5 protein-coding genes are annotated in these 19,115 nt (G+C 67.6%); 3 read left to right on the forward strand and 2 right to left on the reverse strand.

Annotated elements, in window-relative coordinates; genetic code table 11:
* Positions 1–214: 214 nt before the first annotated feature.
* The 3 genes from ACQPZ2_RS13270 (at position 215) to ACQPZ2_RS13280 (ending at position 16,659) form a co-directional block, all read left to right on the forward strand.
* Positions 215–14,224, forward strand: coding sequence for an amino acid adenylation domain-containing protein (locus ACQPZ2_RS13270; RefSeq protein ID WP_433525795.1), 14,010 nt, complete (start codon positions 215–217; stop codon positions 14,222–14,224).
* Positions 14,225–14,234: 10 nt separating this feature from the next.
* Positions 14,235–15,164, forward strand: coding sequence for an aldo/keto reductase (locus ACQPZ2_RS13275; RefSeq protein WP_433525796.1), 930 nt, complete (start codon positions 14,235–14,237; stop codon positions 15,162–15,164).
* Positions 15,165–15,300: 136 nt separating this feature from the next.
* The gene (locus ACQPZ2_RS13280) at positions 15,301–16,659 is read left to right on the forward strand and encodes a wax ester/triacylglycerol synthase domain-containing protein (protein ID WP_433525797.1); all 1,359 of its coding nucleotides are present in this window, start codon (positions 15,301–15,303) and stop codon (positions 16,657–16,659) included.
* A gap of 21 nt (positions 16,660–16,680) precedes the next feature.
* Here ACQPZ2_RS13280 and ACQPZ2_RS13285 read toward each other — a convergent pair whose 3' ends face one another.
* Positions 16,681–17,574, reverse strand: a complete 894-nt coding sequence (locus tag ACQPZ2_RS13285; protein WP_433523944.1) for an IS982 family transposase — start codon at positions 17,572–17,574, stop codon at positions 16,681–16,683.
* A gap of 216 nt (positions 17,575–17,790) precedes the next feature.
* Positions 17,791–19,047: a cytochrome P450 gene (locus ACQPZ2_RS13290; protein ID WP_433525798.1), complete on the reverse strand. Its 1,257-nt coding sequence runs from the start codon at positions 19,045–19,047 to the stop codon at positions 17,791–17,793.
* Positions 19,048–19,115: the final 68 nt, after the last annotated feature.

A 19,115-nucleotide genomic window follows, 5' to 3' on the forward strand; every position in this document is an offset into this window, starting at 1 on the left:
TTCCCGCTCTTGGGGATATGTGACGAGTTCGCTCTTGTAAACTCGAACGCTTGGCTCGCGGCGGTATAGCGGTCCGGTAGTGAAGTACGTGCGTTCCATTATGCGGGTGCGGTCTTTAGGCGCGCAATAGGTGAGAGGTGTAGTACCGGAAATGGCAAGGGATCGTCGTTCCGCACGTGGTAGTCGTCGCCGAGTCGGTCTACTCTTCGGGAATTTGCTCGCGGCCGCTGTGGAGTCCGCCGCCGATGCCGTCGCCATCCGGTTCAACCCTTCGGGCGATCCGTCCGATGACAGACAGCTGACCTATCGCGAACTCGACGAGTCGTCGTCGCGGTTGGCGCGTGAACTCATCGAACACGGTGTGGGCGCGGGCGATGTGGTGGCGATCGGTATCGCGCGCAGCATCGAGTCCGTGCTTGCCGTCTGGGCGATCGCGAAGACCGGCGCCGCATACGTGCCCGTGGATCCCGGATATCCGTCCGACCGGATCGCGCACATCCTCACCGATTCCGGTGCCGTCCTCGGGTTGACCACCACGGCTCACCGCTCGGTGCTCGGCACGAGTGTCGACTGGATCGAACTCGACGACCCGGCGCAGGCCGGGCGCATCGCCGAACGCCCGGCTCATCCGATCTCCTACGCCGACCGGGTCCGTCGGCTGGACGAGCGGCACCCCGCCTACGTCATCTACACATCGGGATCGACCGGGCGGCCCAAGGGCGTCGTGGTCTCGCATGGCGGCCTGGCCGGACTGGTCACCGCGCAGCGCGAGCAGTACGCGGTGACCGGGGAGTCACGGGTCCTGCATGTCTGCTCGCCCAACTTCGACGTTTCGGTGCTCGAACTCCTGCTGGCCTTTTCCGCCGGTGCGACCTTGGTGATCGCGCCGCCTTCGGTGTTCGGCGGGGCCGAACTCGCGGATCTGCTGCGGCGCGAGCGCGTCAGCCACATGCTCATCACCCCGGCCGCCCTGGAATCGGTGGATCCGGACGGTCTGGACGAGCTGCGGGTCGTCGTGGTGGCCGGTGACAAGTTCGGCACCGAGCTGGTCGGCCGCTGGGCGGGCGAGCGCGCGTTCCACAACGGCTACGGCCCCACCGAGGCGACGATTCTCGCCACCGGCACTCCGCCGCTGGTGCCGGGCGAGCCCATCACGATCGGCACGGCCATTGCCGGTGTCGGTGCGTTCGTCCTGGACGCGCGGTTGCGCCCGGTGCCCGCCGGGGTGATCGGCGAGCTGTACCTGTCGGGTCCCGCGCTGGCACAGGGGTATCTCGGGCGGCCGGGGCTGACCTCGGAACGGTTCGTGGCCAGCCCGTTCGGCGCCGATATCGGCAACCCGGGCGCGCGGCTGTACCGGACCGGAGATCTGGTGCGGCGCACCGAAGAAAGCGGCGTCATCGAGTACCTGGGTCGCTCCGACTTCCAGGTGAAGATTCGCGGCTTCCGCATCGAGCTCGGCGAGATCGACAACGCGCTCACCAGCCACCCCGAGATCGACTTCGCGGCGACCCTCGGCAAGACGCTGCCGTCGGGTGCGACCGCGCTGGTGGCCTATGTGCTGCCGAGGACCGGGGCCGTTGTGGACACCGACGCGCTCGCCGAATTCCTCGGAGAGTCGCTGCCCGCGTACATGATTCCGGCCGCCTTCGTGGTGCTGGACGAGATTCCGCTGACCCCGGTCGGCAAGCTCGACCGTGCGGCACTGCCCGAGCCGGTCTTCGCCCCGCGCGCGTTCCGTGCCGCCGAGACGCCGGTCGAAGAAATCATCGCCGAGGTATTCGCCGGGTTGCTCGGTGTCGAGCGCGTCGGCCGGGACGACTCGTTCTTCGCATTGGGTGGCGATTCGATCCTGTCGATCCAGCTGGTCTCGCGGGCGAAGGCGCGCGGTGTCGTATTCACCGCCGCGGAGGTGTTCGAACATCGCACGGTCGAGGCATTGGCCGAGATCGCCAGATCGGCCGATGCGGTGGAGCAGCAGCGGCTGGCGGAGCTGCCCGGCGGCGGGGTGGGTGAGTTGCCATTGCTGCCGATCATGGCGGCGATGCTGCCGAGCGACTCGTCGTATCGGCGGTTCTCGCAGACGATGGCGCTGCGGCTGCCCGACGGCATCGATCGGGAGACCCTGGTCGCGACCATCGGCGCGGTCTTCGATCACCACGACATGCTGCGCGCTCGGTTGCGTGAGGCCACCTCGGATACCGTCCGGACCTTCGAGGCCTTGGAACGCGGCGCGGTGGACGTCGACGCGCTGGTGCATCGGGTCGAGGTACCCGCCGATATCGACGATGCCGAGTTGTCGCGGCGGGCGAGTGCCGAATACGACGCCGCGCTGGGCCGCCTCGATCCGGCGAACGCGGTGATGGTGCAGTTCGTCTGGTTCGCATTCCCGCAGGGCGGTCGCCGTCGTGATGTCCTGCTGGTCGTCGCGCACCACATCGTGGTCGACGGGGTGTCCTGGCGGATTCTTATTCCGGACCTGGCGATGGCCTGGTCGCAACTCGCGGCGGGGCAGCAGGTGGCGTTGCCCGCCAACGGAACCTCGATGCGGCGCTGGGCGCACGCCCTGCGCGATGCGGCGCAGGATCCGGCGCGGCTTGCGGAACTGCCTTTCTGGCAACAGGTTTCGGCCACCGAAGACCCGCTGTTCGGTGCGCGTGCGTTCGATCCGGCGGTAGACACCTTCGGCACCGTCGATCGCGTCGAGGTGACGCTGCCGGTCGAGGTGACCGATGCGCTGCTGACCGCGATCCCGGGCCGGTATCGCGGTGGTGTCAACGACGGCCTGCTCTCGGCGCTGGCGCTGGCGGTGAGCAAGTGGCGTGGCGAAAGCGCGGGCGGCACCGCGCTGGTCAAGCTGGAAGGCCATGGCCGCGAAGAGGAGATCGTCTCCGGCGCGGATCTGTCCAGGACCGTCGGCTGGTTCACCAGCGCGTACCCGGTCCGGCTCGATCTCGGGGGCGCGGACCTCGCCGAGGCGTTCGCGGGCGGAAAAGCCTTGGGCGACATCGTGAAATCGGTGAAGGAGCAGCTGCTCGCGGTCCCGGACAAGGGACTCGGCTACGGCCTGCTGCGCTACCTGAACCCGCAGACCGCCACCGAACTGGGCGGCGCCGCACAGATCAGCTTCAACTACTTGGGCCGGATGGCGACGGGAGAGATTCCGGCGCAGCTCGGTGCATTGGGCTGGGTGCCGGTCGCGGATCTGGGGCAGCTGGATGCCGAGATGGATCCGGATATGCCAGCGAACGGCGTGATCGACATCAATGCGATCGTCACCGACGGTGCGGACGGACCGCAGCTGGGTGCGTCGCTCGCCTTCCCGCGCGGGTTGTTGTCGCGGGAGCGGGTGCAGGAGTTCGCCGATCTGTGGGTCGCGGCGCTGCACGCACTGGCCGAGCACGCGCGGCATCCGGATGCCGGTGGGCTGACGCCGTCGGATCTGCCGTTGGTCACGGTCGGCCAGGCGGATATCGAAGCGTGGGAACGGAATTACCCGGCGCTGTCGGATGTGTGGCCGCTCTCGCCGTTGCAGTCCGGGTTGCTGTTCCACGCGCAGCTCGCCGAGTCGAGTATCGACGTCTACACCTCGCAGGCGACGGTCGACCTGGGCGGCGATGTGGACGCCGAGCGACTGCGGGCCGCGGCCCAGGCCATCCTGGACCGCTACCCGAATCTGCGGACCGCATTCGTCGCCGGTGCCGACGGCCGCGCCGTGCAGGTGGTCCTGGATCGGGTCGAAGTGCCTTGGCGGGCAGTGGATCTGACGCATCTGCCCGAATCGGAGCGGTTGGCCGAACTGCGGCGGCAGGTGGCCGCGGAGCGGGAGACCGGCTTCGATATGTCGGCCGCGCCACTGATGCGGTTCACCCTGTATCGCACCGATCAGTGGCATCTGGTCATCACCACCCACCACATCCTGCTCGACGGCTGGTCGATGCCGCTGCTGATGCGAGATGTGCTGGTGCTCTATGCGACTCGGGGTGATCGGTCCGCGCTGCCGCGGGTGCCCTCCTACCGCACCTTCCTGAGCTGGCTGGCCGGGCGGGATCGGGAGGCGTCGCTGCGGGCGTGGGAACAGGCGCTGTCCGGTGTGGCGGAGCCGACGCTGCTCGCCCCGCAATCGCGGACGGTCGCAGCCGCGGGCAGCGGCAAGGTGGTCACCGAGATCGACACCGAGCGCACCCGCCGGATCACCGAGCTGGCCGCCGAACTCGGCGTCACCGTGAACACCGTGCTGCAGGCGGCGTTGGGTATCCTGCTCGGGCGGTTCACCGGTCGCGACGACGTGGTGTTCGGCACCACGGTGTCCGGCCGTCCGGCCGAGTTGTCCGGCGTCGAGTCGATGGTCGGTCTGTTCATCAACACGCTGCCGGTGCGCGTGCGGGTCGACGGCAGGCTCGCGGTCGGCGAGTTCCTGCGGTCGCTGCAGCGCGAACAGGCGGGTCTGCTCGACCACCACTATGTGGGTCTCACCGACATCCAGCGGATCGCCGGTGCCGGAGCGCAATTCGACACTCTGCTGGTCTTCGAGTCCTACCCGATCGACCGCGAGGCGATCGCCGCCGCCGATTCCATCGACGGCATGTCGGTGCGGGCCGTCGGTATGGAGGACGGCGCGCACTACCCGCTGACGCTGGTGGCGATCGCGGCCTCGACGATCGAGCTGACGTGGCGGTATGCCGGTGGCGGGTTCACCGCCGATGAGGTGGGAACCCTTGCCGCGCGGCTGATCCGGGTGCTCGACGCGCTGGTCGGCGAACCCGCGGCCCTGGTCGGCGATATCGACATCATGCTGACCGACGCCGAGCGCGATCGAATCCTGTTGGAGTGGAACGATACCGGTCATGCGGTCGAACCCGAGCTGCTGCTGGACGGCTACCGGCGCGCTGTGTCGGCGCATCCGGGTCGGGTCGCGGTGTCCTACGAGGGTGCCGAACTTACCTATGGAGAACTCGACGAGCGGGTGAATCGCCTTGCCCGCCTGCTGATCTCGCAGGGCGTCGGTGCGGAATCGCTGGTCGGCCTCGCGGTCCGGCGCTCGCTGGATCTGGTAGTCGGCATGTACGCGGTCCTCACCGCGGGCGGTGCGTACGTGCCCGTGGACCCGGATCATCCGGCCGACCGCGTCGAGCACGTGCTGACCGCGGCGCGGCCGGTGTGCGTGCTCACCACGACCGCGGACGCCGTGCCGGTGCCGGACGGAATTCCGTTGCTGCACATCGACACCGCCGATCTGGACGGATTCGCCGGTACCCCGCTGGCGGCCGGGGAGCTGCTGCGGCCGGTGCGCCCGGAGAGCCTGGCGTATGTGCTGTTCACCTCCGGCTCCACCGGACGGCCCAAGGGCGTCGCGGTCTCGCACCGGGCGATCGGCAACCATCTGGCCTGGATGCAGTCCCGGTATCCGCTGCATGCCGACGATGTGTACCTGCAGAAGGCCGCCTTCACCTTCGACGCCTCGATGTGGGGCTACTTCATTCCGCTGCGGCTCGGCGCCAAGCTGCTGATGGCCACGCCCGACGGCCATCGCGACGCCACGTATATCGCGGAAACCATTGCGGCGCAGCAGGTTACCGTCACCGACTTCGTGCCTTCGATGCTCGCGGTGTTCGCCGCCCATACGCCCGCCGGGACGCTCCCGACGCTGCGGCACATCATCGTCGGCGGCGAGCTGCTGCCCGCCGAGACCGTGGCCGCGGTGCGCGCGGTCTGCGACGCGTCGGTGCTCAATGTGTACGGGCCGACCGAGACCGCAGTCGCCGTCACCACCTGGCTCGCGACCGTCGACGATCAGGGCGGCCTGCCGATCGGATCGCCGGTCTGGAACAGCCGACTGTACGTACTGGATTCCCGCCTGCGGCCGGTGCCCGCCGGTGTCACCGGTGAGCTCTACATCGCCGGTGATCAGCTGGCCCGCAGCTATCTGGGGCGCGCGGATCTGACCGCGGAACGGTTCGTCGCCAACCCGTTCGGAACCGGTGAGCGAATGTACCGGACCGGTGACCTGGTGGCTTGGAGCGCGCCGAGTGTTCTGAAATACCTGGGCCGCACCGACTTCCAGGTGAAACTGCGCGGACAGCGCATCGAACTCGGCGATATCGAGGCGGCGCTGCTGGCGCAGCCGCCGGTGAATCAGGCGGCTGTCCTGGTGGTGCCCACCGAACTCGGCGACCAGCTGGTTGCCTATGCAGTGCCGGTGCCCGGCGCACACCTCGAGGTGGAGCCGCTGCGTGCCGCGCTGGCGGGCACCCTGCCCCAGTACATGGTTCCGGCCACGATCGTGGAGCTGGCCGAGTTCCCGCTCAGTACCGCGGGCAAGCTGGACCGCAAGGCGCTGCCGCGGCCGACCCTGGTCGCCCGGGAATTCCGCGCGCCGTCCACCCCGCTCGAGGAGATTGTGGCCGGTGTGTTCGCCGAGGTGCTCGGTGTGGACCGGGTGGGTGCCGACGACGACTTCTTCACCCTGGGCGGCAACTCACTGGTCGCCACCCAGGTCGTGGCCAGGCTGAGCGCGGCGTTGGGCGCGCGGGTGCCGGTGCGCACGCTGTTCGACGCACCGGTGGTCGCCGAACTGGCGGCGCGGATCGTGCCGGATTCCGAGCACGCGGATCGTCCGCCGTTGGCACGGGCCGTGCGACCGGCGCGCATCCCGCTCTCGCTGGCACAGCATCGGATGTGGGTGCTCAACCAGGTCGACACCGAATCCCCGTCCTACAACCTGCCGTTCGCCATCCGGCTCACGGGCACCCTGGACGTGCCCGCATTGCGTGCGGCCGTCGCGGATGTCCTGGAGCGGCACGAGGCGCTGCGCACGCGGTTCCCGGTCGACGGTCCGGACGCGACGCCGCGCCAGGAGATCCTGTCCGTGGCCGAAACGCTGCCGAACGGACTGGAGGTCGAGACGACCGCCGATCCGGACCGGGTCGCGGCACTGTTGTCCGCCGGATTCGATGTCACCGAACATCCGCCCGTGCGCATCCGGTTGTTCTCCGACCCGGCGCGCGAGGAGCATCTGCTCGTCCTCGTCACGCATCACATTTCGGCGGACGGTGTCTCGCTGGCACCGCTGGCGCGGGATCTGGCGACCGCCTACCTCGCGCGTACCGCGGGGATCGCTCCGAGTTGGGCTCCGCTGCCGGTGCAGTACGCCGATTTCGCGCTCTGGCAGCGCGAAGTCATCGGCACCGAAGACGACGAGAACTCCATTGCCGCACAGCAATTGGCCTACTGGCGGCGACAGCTGGCCGGTGTGAGCGAAACCGCGCGGCTGCCGCTGGACCGCCCGCGTCCGGCACAGGCATCGATGCGCGGTGCGGCGACCGAAATCGCCGTGCCCGCACCGGTGCACGCCGGGCTGGCCGACCTTGCGCGTCAGCACAATTCGTCGCTGTTCATGGTCGTGCACGCCGCGCTGGCCGCGCTGCTCGCGCGGCTGTCGGGTGGCTCGGATATCGCGATCGGCACGCCGATCGCGGGTCGCGGTTCGGCCGAACTGGACGATCTGGTCGGCATGTTCGTCAATACGCTGACCCTGCGCACCGATGTCGATCGCGATGCCCCGTTCGCGGCATTCGTCCAGCAGGTCCGCGAAACCGACCTGTCCGCCTTCGCCAATGCGGAGATTCCGTTCGAGCGGGTGGTCGAGGAGGTGCTGCCCGCCCGTGCCGTCTCGGCTAATCCGCTGTTCCAGGTGATGCTGTCGTTCCAGAACATCGAGCAGCCGACACTGGAGCTGCCCGGTCTGACGGTTTCGGCCGTCGACACCGGTGAGATCGTCGCGAAATTCGACCTGCAGGTGATCGTCGAGGCGCGCCAGCACGACGATGGCACGCCGGACGAGCTGGTCATCGGCTTCGCCTATGCGACAGACCTGTTCGAGGAAGCCACCATCGTTGGCCTCGGCCGCCGGTTCGAGCGAATCCTCACGGCGGTCGCCGCCGACGCGCAGGTGATCGTCGGTGCCATCGACATCCTCGACGAGGCCGAACGGGGCCGGGCGCTCGCCGCGCCCGTCCGGACCGCCGAACCGGTCCCGGCCGAAGAGGTCACGCTGCTGCCGCAGCTGTTGGCCGATGCCGTCGACACCAATCCGGACGGTGTCGCGGTGATCTTCGCCGATGCCACCGAGCAACTGGCCGAATGGGAGTACGTCGACCTCGACGAGCGCTCGAGCAGGCTGGCTCGACTGCTGATCGATCGTGGCATCGGCCCGGAGGATCTGGTCGCGATCGGCATTCCGCGCTCGGCCGAGTCCGTGCTCGCGGTGTGGGCGATCGCCAAGACCGGTGCCGGATTCGTCCCGGTGGATCCCAACTATCCCGTCGAGCGGGTCCGGCACATGATCGCCGATTCGCATGCGGTACTGGGACTTACGGTCACCGAGATCGGCGCCGACCTGCCCGGCGAGGTGCAGTGGCTGACCATCGACGCCGACGATATCGATCGGCGGCTCGACGACTACAGCGCCGATCCGGTGACGGACGCGGATCGGGTGCGGCCGTTGCGCGCGACGCATCCGGCCTATGTCATCTACACCTCCGGATCGACCGGTAAGCCCAAGGGCGTGGTCGTCACGCAGGCCGGTTTGTCGAGTTTCTGCGCGGAACAGCGCGAGCGCTACCGGGTGACGAGCAGTTCGCGCACATTGCATTTCGCATCGCCGTCATTCGACGCGTCGGTGCTGGAACTGCTGCTGGCCATCGGTGGCGCCGCGACCATGGTGGTGGCCGCACCGTCGGTCTACGGCGGCGAGGAACTGGCCGCGCTGCTGCGCCGGGAGCGGGTGACGCATGCGTTCATCACGCCCGCGGCGCTGGCTTCCGTCGATCCGGCGGGCCTGGACAAGCTCCGTGTCGTCATCGCCGGTGGCGAGGCCTGTCCGCCGGAGTTGGTGCGGCGCTGGACGATTCCGATCGCCGGACGGCGCACCCGCGAGTTCTACAACGGGTACGGGCCGACCGAGACCACGATCATGACCAATATCAGCGCGCCGCTGGTGCCGGGGGAGACCGTCACCATCGGCGGGCCGATCCGCGCCATCACCGAGTACGTACTGGACGATCGGCTCTCGCCGGTGCCGGACCGCGCCGTCGGCGAGCTCTACATCACCGGCGCGCAGGTGGCCCGCGGCTACCATGAGCGCCCCGCACTGACCGCCGCCCGGTTCGTGGCGAATCCGTTCGACCGTGACGGCGCCAGGCTGTACCGGACCGGCGACCTGGTCCGCCGGACGGTCGACGGTGCGCTGGAATATCTGGGCCGCAACGACTTCCAGGTCAAGGTCCGCGGCTTCCGCATCGAACTCGGCGAGATCGACGCCGTCCTCGCGGCGCACGAAGCCGTCGACTTCGCGGTCACCATCGGACATGAAATCGCCAGCGGTGCAACCATTCTCGTCTCCTATGTGCATGCCGCCGCCGGTGCGGTGGCCGATACCGACGAACTCACCGCATTCGCGGCGAACAGCCTGCCCGCGCATATGGTGCCGACCCTCGTCATGGTGCTCGACGAGATTCCGCTGACCCCGGTCGGCAAACTCGACCGTGCCGCGCTGCCCGTGCCGGTGCTGCACACCAGGGCATACCGTGCCCCGTCCGGGCGATGGGAAGAGCTGGTCGCGACCGTATTCACCGAATTGCTCGCGCCCGCGACACCGGTCGGCGCCGACGACGACTTCTTCGAATTGGGCGGCAACTCGCTGATCGCCACGCGGCTGGCGGCGCGGTTGGGCGCCGCATCCGATACCCGGGTTCCGGTGCGCCTGCTGTTCGAGGCATCGTCGGTGTCCGCGCTCGCGGCCAGGCTGAGTGCGAACGAGGTCGGAAGCGACCGTCCGGAGCTGGTCGCCGGTCCGCGGCCGGAGCGGATCCCGTTGTCGGCGGCGCAGCAGGGCATGTGGTTCCTCAACCGCTTGGATACGAACTCATTGGCCTACAACGTGCCGATGGCGGTGCGCTTGACCGGTGCCGTCGATACGCAGGCATTGCGGGCGGCGATCGGGGATCTGGTCACCCGCCACGAGATCCTGCGCACGGTCTATCCGCCCATCGATGCGGGCCCGGTGCAGGTGATCCTGCCCGCGGCGCAGGCGATTCCGCCGATGCTGGTCCAGACCATCGACCCGGCCGAAATCGTGGACGCGGTGGCCACCATGGTGCGGACTGCCTTCGATCTCACCGTCGAGGTGCCGGTCCGGGTCAGCCTGTTCGACCTCGGCGACGGTGCGGATGGGCGCGAATACGTGCTGGCCATGGTCGTGCACCACATCGCGGGCGACGGTTCGTCGATCGGCCCGCTGGCCCGTGATCTGATGACCGCGTATGTGGCGCGCAGCGCCGGACAGGCGCCGAATTGGGTCCCGCTGCCGGTGCAGTACGCCGACTACGCCATCTGGCAGCGCGAACTGCTCGGTGCCGAGGACGATCCGGAATCGTTGGCGGCCAAGCAGATCGGGTACTGGCAGCAGGAATTGGCCGGATTGCCGGAGCAGCTCGACCTGCCATCGGATCGGCCGCGGCCGCTGGTGCGGTCCTTCGCCGGTGGCCAGGTGTCGGTGCGGATCGATGCCGAAACGCACAGCGCGCTGGCCGAATTGGCGCGGGCCCAGGGTGCGACCGTGTTCATGGTCGTGCACACCGCACTGGCCGTGCTGCTGGCGCGCTTGTCCGGGACCAGCGATATCGCCATCGGTACACCGACCGCCGGACGCGGCGACGCCGTGCTCGACGACGTCATCGGCATGTTCATCAATACCTTGGTATTCCGAACCCGATACGACGGCGGCGCGCGTTTCACCGAACAGCTGGCGCGGCAGCGGGAGACCGATCTGCAGGCCTTCGCGAACTCGGATGTGCCGTTCGAGCGGCTGGTCAATGTGCTGAACCCGGTGCGGTCGCCATCGCGGCATCCGCTGTACCAGGTGGGGCTGTCGTTCCAGAACCTGGACCGCGTCGCACTGGAACTGCCGGGGCTGACCGTCGCGAGCCTGGATATCGGTGTCGAGGTATCGCAGTTCGATCTGCACTGGTATATCGGCGATGCCTACGACGAGGCGGGCACGCCGCTGGGTATCGGCGGCATGGTCACCTACGCCGCCGATATGTTCGATCCCGCCACCGTGCAGGGTTTCGTGGATCGGTTCGCGCGCCTGCTCACCGCCATCGCCGCCGATCCCGGTGTTGTGCTCGGCGAGATCGAGCTGACCGATGCGACCGAACGCGCCGCGCTGCTCTCGGATGCGGCCGACACCGCGCACTCGGTTTCGGCGGATTTCCTGCTGACCGGCTACCGCCGTGCCGTGGCGACGACACCAGATGCGGTGGCCGTCGTGCACGACGAGACGGCCTGGACCTATCGGGAATTCGACGAGCGCGTCAATCGCCTCGCCAGGTATCTGATCGCGCAGGGCGTCGGTCCCGAATCCGTTGTGGCGCTGGCGATACCGCGTTCGCCGCAGCTGGTCGCCGCGATGTATGCGGTGCTGGCCGCGGGCGGCGCGTATCTGCCGCTGGACCTCGACCATCCGGCCGACCGGATCGGGTACATGGTGGCGACGGCCGAGCCGGTCTGCGTGCTGACGACCGAAGGCAATTCGGTACCCGTCACGGGGGTTCCCGTTGTCGATATCGACTCCCTCGAGCTGTCGGCATACTCCGGTGAGCCGGTCGAGTCCGGCGAGCTGCGTGCGCCGCTGCACGCCGATCATCCGGCGTATGTGCTGTTCACCTCCGGCTCGACCGGTCGGCCCAAGGGCGTCATGGTCTCGCACGGCGCGATCACCAACCAGATCGAATGGATGGTGGCGGAGTACGGGTTCGGTGCCGAGGATGTCTATCTGCAGAAGACGGCGACGACCTTCGACGTATCGCTGTGGGGTTATTTCGCCCCGCTGTGGGTCGGCGCGGAGCTGGTGCTCGCGGCGCCGCACGGACAGCGCGATCCCGGCTATATCGCCGAACTGATCGCGACCCACCAGGTCACGGTCACCGATTTCGTTCCGTCGGTACTGCAGGTCTTCCTGGCCGCTGCGCGGGTGGACCAATTGGCCTCACTGCGTGCGGTTTTCGTTATCGGTGAGGCCTTGCCGCCCAATACTGTCGCCGATTTCGCCGCACTGTCGGATGCTGGACTGCACAACCTGTACGGCCCCACCGAGGCAGCGGTCTCGGTGACGTACCGGCCCGCCTCCATCGACGACCGGTTGACGGTGCCGATCGGTGTGGCGCTGTGGAATACCCGCACCTATGTGCTGGATTCACGGCTGCATCTCGTGCCCGCCGGTGTCGTCGGCGAACTGTATCTGGCAGGAAGCCAATTGGCGCGCGGCTATCTCGGTCGTGCCGACCTGACCTCGGATCGGTTCGTTGCCGACCCGCACGGCCCGGCGGGTGCCCGGATGTACCGGACCGGCGATCTGGTGCGTCGCCGCGCCGACGGGGTACTGGAATATCTGGGGCGCACGGACTTCCAGGCGAAGATCCGTGGTCACCGGGTCGAGCTGGGCGAGATCGAGGCCGCGCTGCTCGCGGATCCGTCCGTCGCCCAGGCCGTCGTCGTGGTGGCGAAGTCGGAGACCGGTGATCAGTTGGTCGCCTATGTGGTGCCCGCAACCGAGCTCGAGGCAGATACCCTGCGCGAATCTCTGTCACATGTGCTTCCGGGCTATATGGTGCCCTCGGCCATCATGATCCTGGAATCCTTCCCGGTGAACAGCAGCGGCAAACTGGATCGGGCCGCGCTGCCGCGGCCGGTCCTGCGCGCCCGCGAGTTCGTCGCACCGGCGACCGATACCGAGCGCGCCGTCGCCGAGGTATTCGCCGAGGTGCTCGGCATCGCCCGGGCCGGAGCCGAGGACGATTTCTTCGATCTCGGCGGCACCTCGCTGCTCGCCTTCACACTGCAGCGCGCATTGGCTACCCGGCTCGGTATCGATGTGCCGATGGCGGCGCTGTTCATCGCGCCCACCGTGCGCGGCCTGGCCACCCGTCTCGACAATCCGGACGAGCCCGCGGCCGTGGTGCCGGGCACCGACACCGAGACGATCACCACCGACGCCGTGCTCGAACCCGAGATCGACAGTGCGGGTCGAGCACCGGCTCGTGCCGAGGCCTCGCGCGATGTACTGCTCACCGGCGCAACCGGATTCGTCGGTGTGCACCTGCTGCGGGAACTGCTGTCCAGCACCGGGGCAACGGTCTGGTGCCTGGTGCGCGGCGAGGACAGCGAGCGGGCCTACAAGCGGATTCGCGACGCCATGCAGCTGTACCGGATCTGGGACGATGCCTATCAGGGGCGAATCGTCGCTGTCGCCGGTGATCTGGCCGCACCCGGACTCGGGCTCGACCGGTCCGACTGGGCCCGGCTCGCCGAGCAGATCGACGCGATCTACCACAACGGCGCTCGCGTCAATCACATCGAGCCGTACGCGCGGTTGCGCGCCGCCAACGTGTCGGGCACTCGTGAGGTGCTGCGGCTGGCTACCACGGGTCGAATCAAGCCGGTGCACTTCGTCTCCACGGTCAATGCCGTGATTCCGAATGCGCCCGCACCGGATTTCATCGCCCGCGAGGATGTGCAACTGCACGTCGACGAGGTTTCCGGAAACGGCTATGTGGCGAGTAAATGGGTCGCCGAACAACTGATCCGCCAGGCCGGTGCACGCGGTGTGCCGGTGACCATCTACCGTCCCGGCACTGTGTCCGGTGATCCGCGGCTCGGAGTGAACAGCGTCGACGACTCGTTCTGGAACATGATCCGGGCGGCCGCCATTCTCGGACTCGCCCCGGAGATCGGCGACGCCACCATGTCGTTGGTGCCGGTGAACTATGTGGTGGGCGCCATCGTCGCGCTGGCGGATCAGTCGCCGGTCGGCGCGGCCTATCACCTGGTGAACGCTCGTCCGGTGGCGATCGGCGATATTTTCGAAGCCTTGCGCAGGCACGGTATTCCGATCGAGATCGCATCGATCGAGGAGATCGCGACCAAACTGGCCGAGGAAGCGGCGGCGCGCGATGCGACCGGCGACGATTCGCTGGTGCGCGCCGCGTTGGTCAGCGGCAACTACGGTGGGGCCGCGGCTGCCGTCGACGACACCGACACCCGAATCGAGTTGGCGCAGTACGGTATCCACTGCCCGCCCATCGATGCCGCGGCCCTGGACGCCTATGTCAGGTCCTTCATCGATGCGGGTTTCTTCCCCGCCCCGAGCGACGTTCAGCTGTAGAGAGGAAAGCATGACCGCCGAAGCCCAGTCCCGTCCCGCCGCTGCCTCGGGCACCTTCGCCCTCGGTGGTGACCTACCGGTCACGCGCCTGGGCTATGGCGCAATGCAGCTGACCGGTGACGGTGTGTGGGGCGACCCGAAGGATCCGGATGAGGCCGTGCGCGTACTGCGTCGTGCCGTCGAGCTCGGTATCACCCTCATCGATACCGCGGATTCCTACGGTCCGTTCGTCAGCGAAACTCTCATCCGCCGGGCCCTGCACCCGTATCCGGACGACCTGGTCATCGCGACCAAAGCCGGGCTGGCCCGGCCCCGTCCCGGCGAGTGGGTGCCGATCGGCCGCCCCGAATATCTGCGCCAGCAGCTGGAATTGAGCCTGCGTCATCTGGGTGTCGACCGCATCGATCTCTTCCAGCTGCACCGGATCGACCCGCAGGTGCCGCTCGCCGACCAGCTCGGCGAGCTGGCGTCGCTGCAGCAAGAGGGCAAGATCCGCCATATCGGCCTGTCCGAGGTGACCGTCGCTCAGCTCGACAAGGCCCGCAAGATTGCCGATATCGTCTCGGTACAGAACCAGTACAACCTCGCCAACCGCAGCGCGGAGGACGTACTCGAATACGCCGAGGCGAACAACATCGCCTTCATCCCGTGGTTCCCCATGGCCACCGGCGATCTCGCGCGTCCGGGTGGTCCGCTGGACAGCCTCGTGCGCGAGGATGCGAGCCCGTCCCAACTCGCGCTCGCGTGGCTGCTGCGCCGCTCGCCGGTCATCCTGCCCATTCCCGGCACCTCCAGCGTGGCGCATCTCGAGGAGAACACCGCCGCCGCCACCATCACGCTCACCGACGACGAATTCGCCGCGTTGTCCGCGGTGAGTACCCCCGCAGCGGGTGGTGCTCGCGGTTGGCGTTCCTTGCTGCCGAAAGTGTCGCGCGGCTGAGGAAGCGCTGGGTTCCCGGGGATGCGGCCGGGGACCCGGAGCTGGATCGGTCGCGCCGACACCCGATGTGGATTCCGGCAGACGTGATCGCCCATGACGGATGGCATAGTGCAGCAATCGGATCGACGAGAGCAGCATGATGGATGAAGCACAGATGGTGGCCAATGACGCCGCCTATTACTACTTGGCCTGCTCGGGCCGGGTTACCGACTGGCCGATGTGGTGGGTATTCGACAACGGCGACACACCGCTGACCGCCGCCGATATCGCCGATCATTTCGGTGCGCGGGCCGATCTGCTCGAACCGCTGCGCCGTCGGATCCAGGAGGTGCCCGGCGGGCTCGGGCACCCGTTCTGGGTGGCCGACGACAGTCCCATCGACGCCCACATCGTCACGCATGCTGTGGCGCAACTGGATTGGGCGCAGTGCCAGGACGAGATCGGGCGCATTCTGGCGCAGCCGCTGGATGCGCGGGTCAGTGCCTGGCAGCTGCACGTATTTCCGAACGTGAGCGGTATCGCGACGCCGAGCGGCACGGGTGCTGTTGTGCTGATGCATGTCAGTCATGCGCTGTTGGCTGGTCCGGCCATGACGTCGCTGTCGGAGGCGTTGTTCGCCTCGGTGCCATTGCGGATCGAGGGGCAGGGTCCCGCCACTCAGCGCCCACATCCGGCGCTCGCCGCCATGGCCGGTGCGCTGCGCTGGCCATGGCAGGCCTTGCGGTTCAACGTCCGCGTCCGGCGTGAGATGCGCAGGATCGCCCGTGAAAACGACGACAGCGGCCCGAACACGCCACCGGTCACCGCTACTGTGCTCAATCGCCGGATCGGGCCGGGACGCGCCATGCGGTCGATTCCGTTGGAGCTGCGGGACGTTCGTGCGCCGGGGATCACGGTGACGGCCCTCGGACTGACGGCGATATCCCGCGCCATGCAACGCTATCTCGAAAAGCGGGATGGGTCGTGTCCTGACGACCTCGCGGTCCTGGTGACCGTCGCGGTGCCCGACGCGCCGGTGATGGGTGTCAATTACGTCGGGGCCGCCGCGGTCGAGCTGGCCGCTGCGGAACCCGACGTCGCCGCTCGTGCACGGGCGGTCGACGCCACACTTCGCGTGCGCCGCGATTCGCCGTCGGGTCGCCGGGAACTGAATCGACTCGGACTCATCGACCTGCTGCCCAGTCGCACCTACCGAACACGATTCGGTACGCTCGCGCCCGCCGACCCGGATACTCCTGCCTATGCACACACCATCCTGACCAGCATTCGCTGTGAGCCGACCGTCGAATGGTCACTGGCGGGCAAGCCGTTTCGCTTCGCGGGCATGCTGCCGCCGGTGTATCCGGAAATCGGTTTGGCGCATTCGTTCGTCGGCGCGGGCGACACCTTCACCGTATCGGTGGTGTGTGACCCCGAGATCGTCCCGGATCTCGACGACTACTGCGACCTACTGCGGGAGTCGTGCAACGAGGTCGCAGGCGCCCTCGGCAACTAGACGAGTAAGTCCGAAGGCCGGTCAGTGATCGTAAGCGATCAGCGACCGGGTGATTGGTGCGCCGATCAGGGTGTTGTGCCAGATCGCGGTGGCCATCGCCAGGATGCGCTGGGCAACGCGGATCGCCACGCCCTGGTAGGAACGTCCGCCGTGGTCTTCCAGGTCGAGCTGGCCTTTGAGAGTGTCGTTGACCGACTCGATCAACTGGCGGACCTTCTTCAGTAACGGCTCACCGTATCGGGTTTTCTCGTCCTTGCGGGACGGGCGAAGCATGGTGATCCCGTACTCGCCCACCAGCGTTTCGAACTCACGGCCCGCGAAGCCCTTATCGCAGATCAACAGGATGCCCTCGTGCTCAGCGGCTACAGCTGAATCGACTTCGAGCATGGCCGAAAGCACCTCGCGTTCACCGATTTTCGGGTCTGCTAGGGCCCACAGGATCGGCATTCCGGCCGGGGTACACACCAGATACAGTTTCAGCCCCCAGTAGAAGCGGGAGTGGGAAGCGCAGTAGCCGTAGCCGGCCCACCCGGCCAGCTCCGACCGCTTCACCGTGGGTCGGGACATGCCACACGGCACCGGAGTCGAGTCCACGATCCAGCAGTCGTCGAGCCAGAAATCGCTGGCGCGAGCCAGCATTCGGATCACCCGCTTGACCAGTCCCAACGCGTTGCGCAGCCGCTTGTTGTACCCGGACTGCTGCGGCAGGTACGGGAACATCCCGGTCAGATGCTTGCGGGCGTACCGCAGCCAGTGCGATTCGGAGGTGAATCCGAGCAGCGACTGGGCCACCGCCAGGCACACCAGTTCCGAGTCGGTCAGCACCGGTGGCCGCCCCGTCCAGCGTGGACCCGCCAATTCATCGTCGATTTTCACGTACAGTGCGGTCAGGAGGGCGTCAAGGTCGTTCGTCACACAATGGTCTTCGGCGCCCTCCGTCCATGTCCAGGCAACGCCGGGACTTCGGACTTACTCGTCTAGTGCGGTGTCCAGATAGCTTCTGCCGTATCACTGCTCGGTCTCGGGTTCCGTCGAACGCAGTCGAATGGTGGTCGCCCACGGCAAATTCGACCGCCATATCGCTATGCTCGGCGAGCTGCCGGAGGCTATGGCGCGGCGAGTGATCTTGGGCTACCAGGCCACCGGGAGGGCTTTCGGTCCGCGCACCAGTAGACCGGACTTCCATGGCACCTCGTCGACGGGTACGGCGAGGTGCAGGGTCGGGAATCGTTGCAGCAGCGACGCGAGCGCTACTTGCAGCTCAACCCTGGCCAGTTGCGCGCCGAGGCAGTGGTGTGCTCCGTGTCCGAAGGCCATGTGCGGGTTGCGTTCTCGGGTCAGGTCCAGGTCTTCGGGGTCGTCGAAGACGGTCTCGTCGCGGTTGGCGGCCTGGGTATTGACGAATACCGACTCACCGGACCGAATTTCGACCCCACCGAGCGCGAGATCCTCGGTGGCGATTCTGGGAAAGGAACCGCCCGCACCCAATTGGACGTAGCGCAGTAGTTCCTCCACCGCACTGGGGACGAGTTCTGGCCTGCCGCAGAGCAATTCCCAGTGTTCGGGCTCGGTCAGCAGCACATAGGTGAAGTTGGCGATCTGATTGGCCGTGGTCTCGTGGCCCGCGATGAGCAAGCCGATACCCAGGTTGACCAACTCCGGCTCGCTGAGCCGGTCCTCGTCATCGCGCGCGGCGACCAATGCGCCGAGCAGATCGTCGGTCGGCTGCTCGCGACGCTGCGCCACGAGCTCGGCGAGATACGCCTCCAGGCCCGCGCGTGCGGTGCTGATCTGTTCGCGAGTGTATGCGGTGGTGGACAGCACCGTATCGGAGAAATCCCGGAAGCGGTGCTGGTCTTGCGGTGGGACGCCGAGCATTTCGCAGATCACGGTGACCGGCAGCGGCAAGGCGAGCAGTCGCACCAGATCGGCCGGTGGGCCGGATCGCTCGATTTCGTCGAGACGCTCGTCCACGATCTGCTGGGCGCGCGGGCGCAACGCCTGGACCCGGCGGCCGGTGAATGCCTTGACCACGAGTTTGCGTAGCCGCGTGTGCTCCGGCGGATCCATGCTCAGCAGCGAATTGCGGCGCGCGGGTTCCGGCGTGGTGCGCGGAATGTCCTCGCGTTCGACCGCCGCGGCGCGACTGAATCTCGGGTCGGCGAGTACCTGTTTGACGTCCTCGTAGCGGGTGACCAGCCAGCCGTCGCCGCCGTAGGGGAGTCGTACGCGGCTGATCGGTTCCTCTCGGCGCAGCCGCGCGTAGAGCGGATCCATATCCAGGCGGACCGGAGTGCCGAAGGGGAAGCTCCGTACCTCGTGGTCGACGGGCCCACCCGTCGCCCGACCGCCACCCCCCATCGAATCGCTGCGCGATGCTGTCCACATCAGATCTCCCTTCCGCAACGCGGCAGTGGGGTGCCCGAGCAATGTAAGCGAGTGCTTACAACTGATGG

Source organism: Nocardia pseudovaccinii, assembly GCF_050942345.1.
Classification (GTDB): domain Bacteria; phylum Actinomycetota; class Actinomycetes; order Mycobacteriales; family Mycobacteriaceae; genus Nocardia; species Nocardia pseudovaccinii.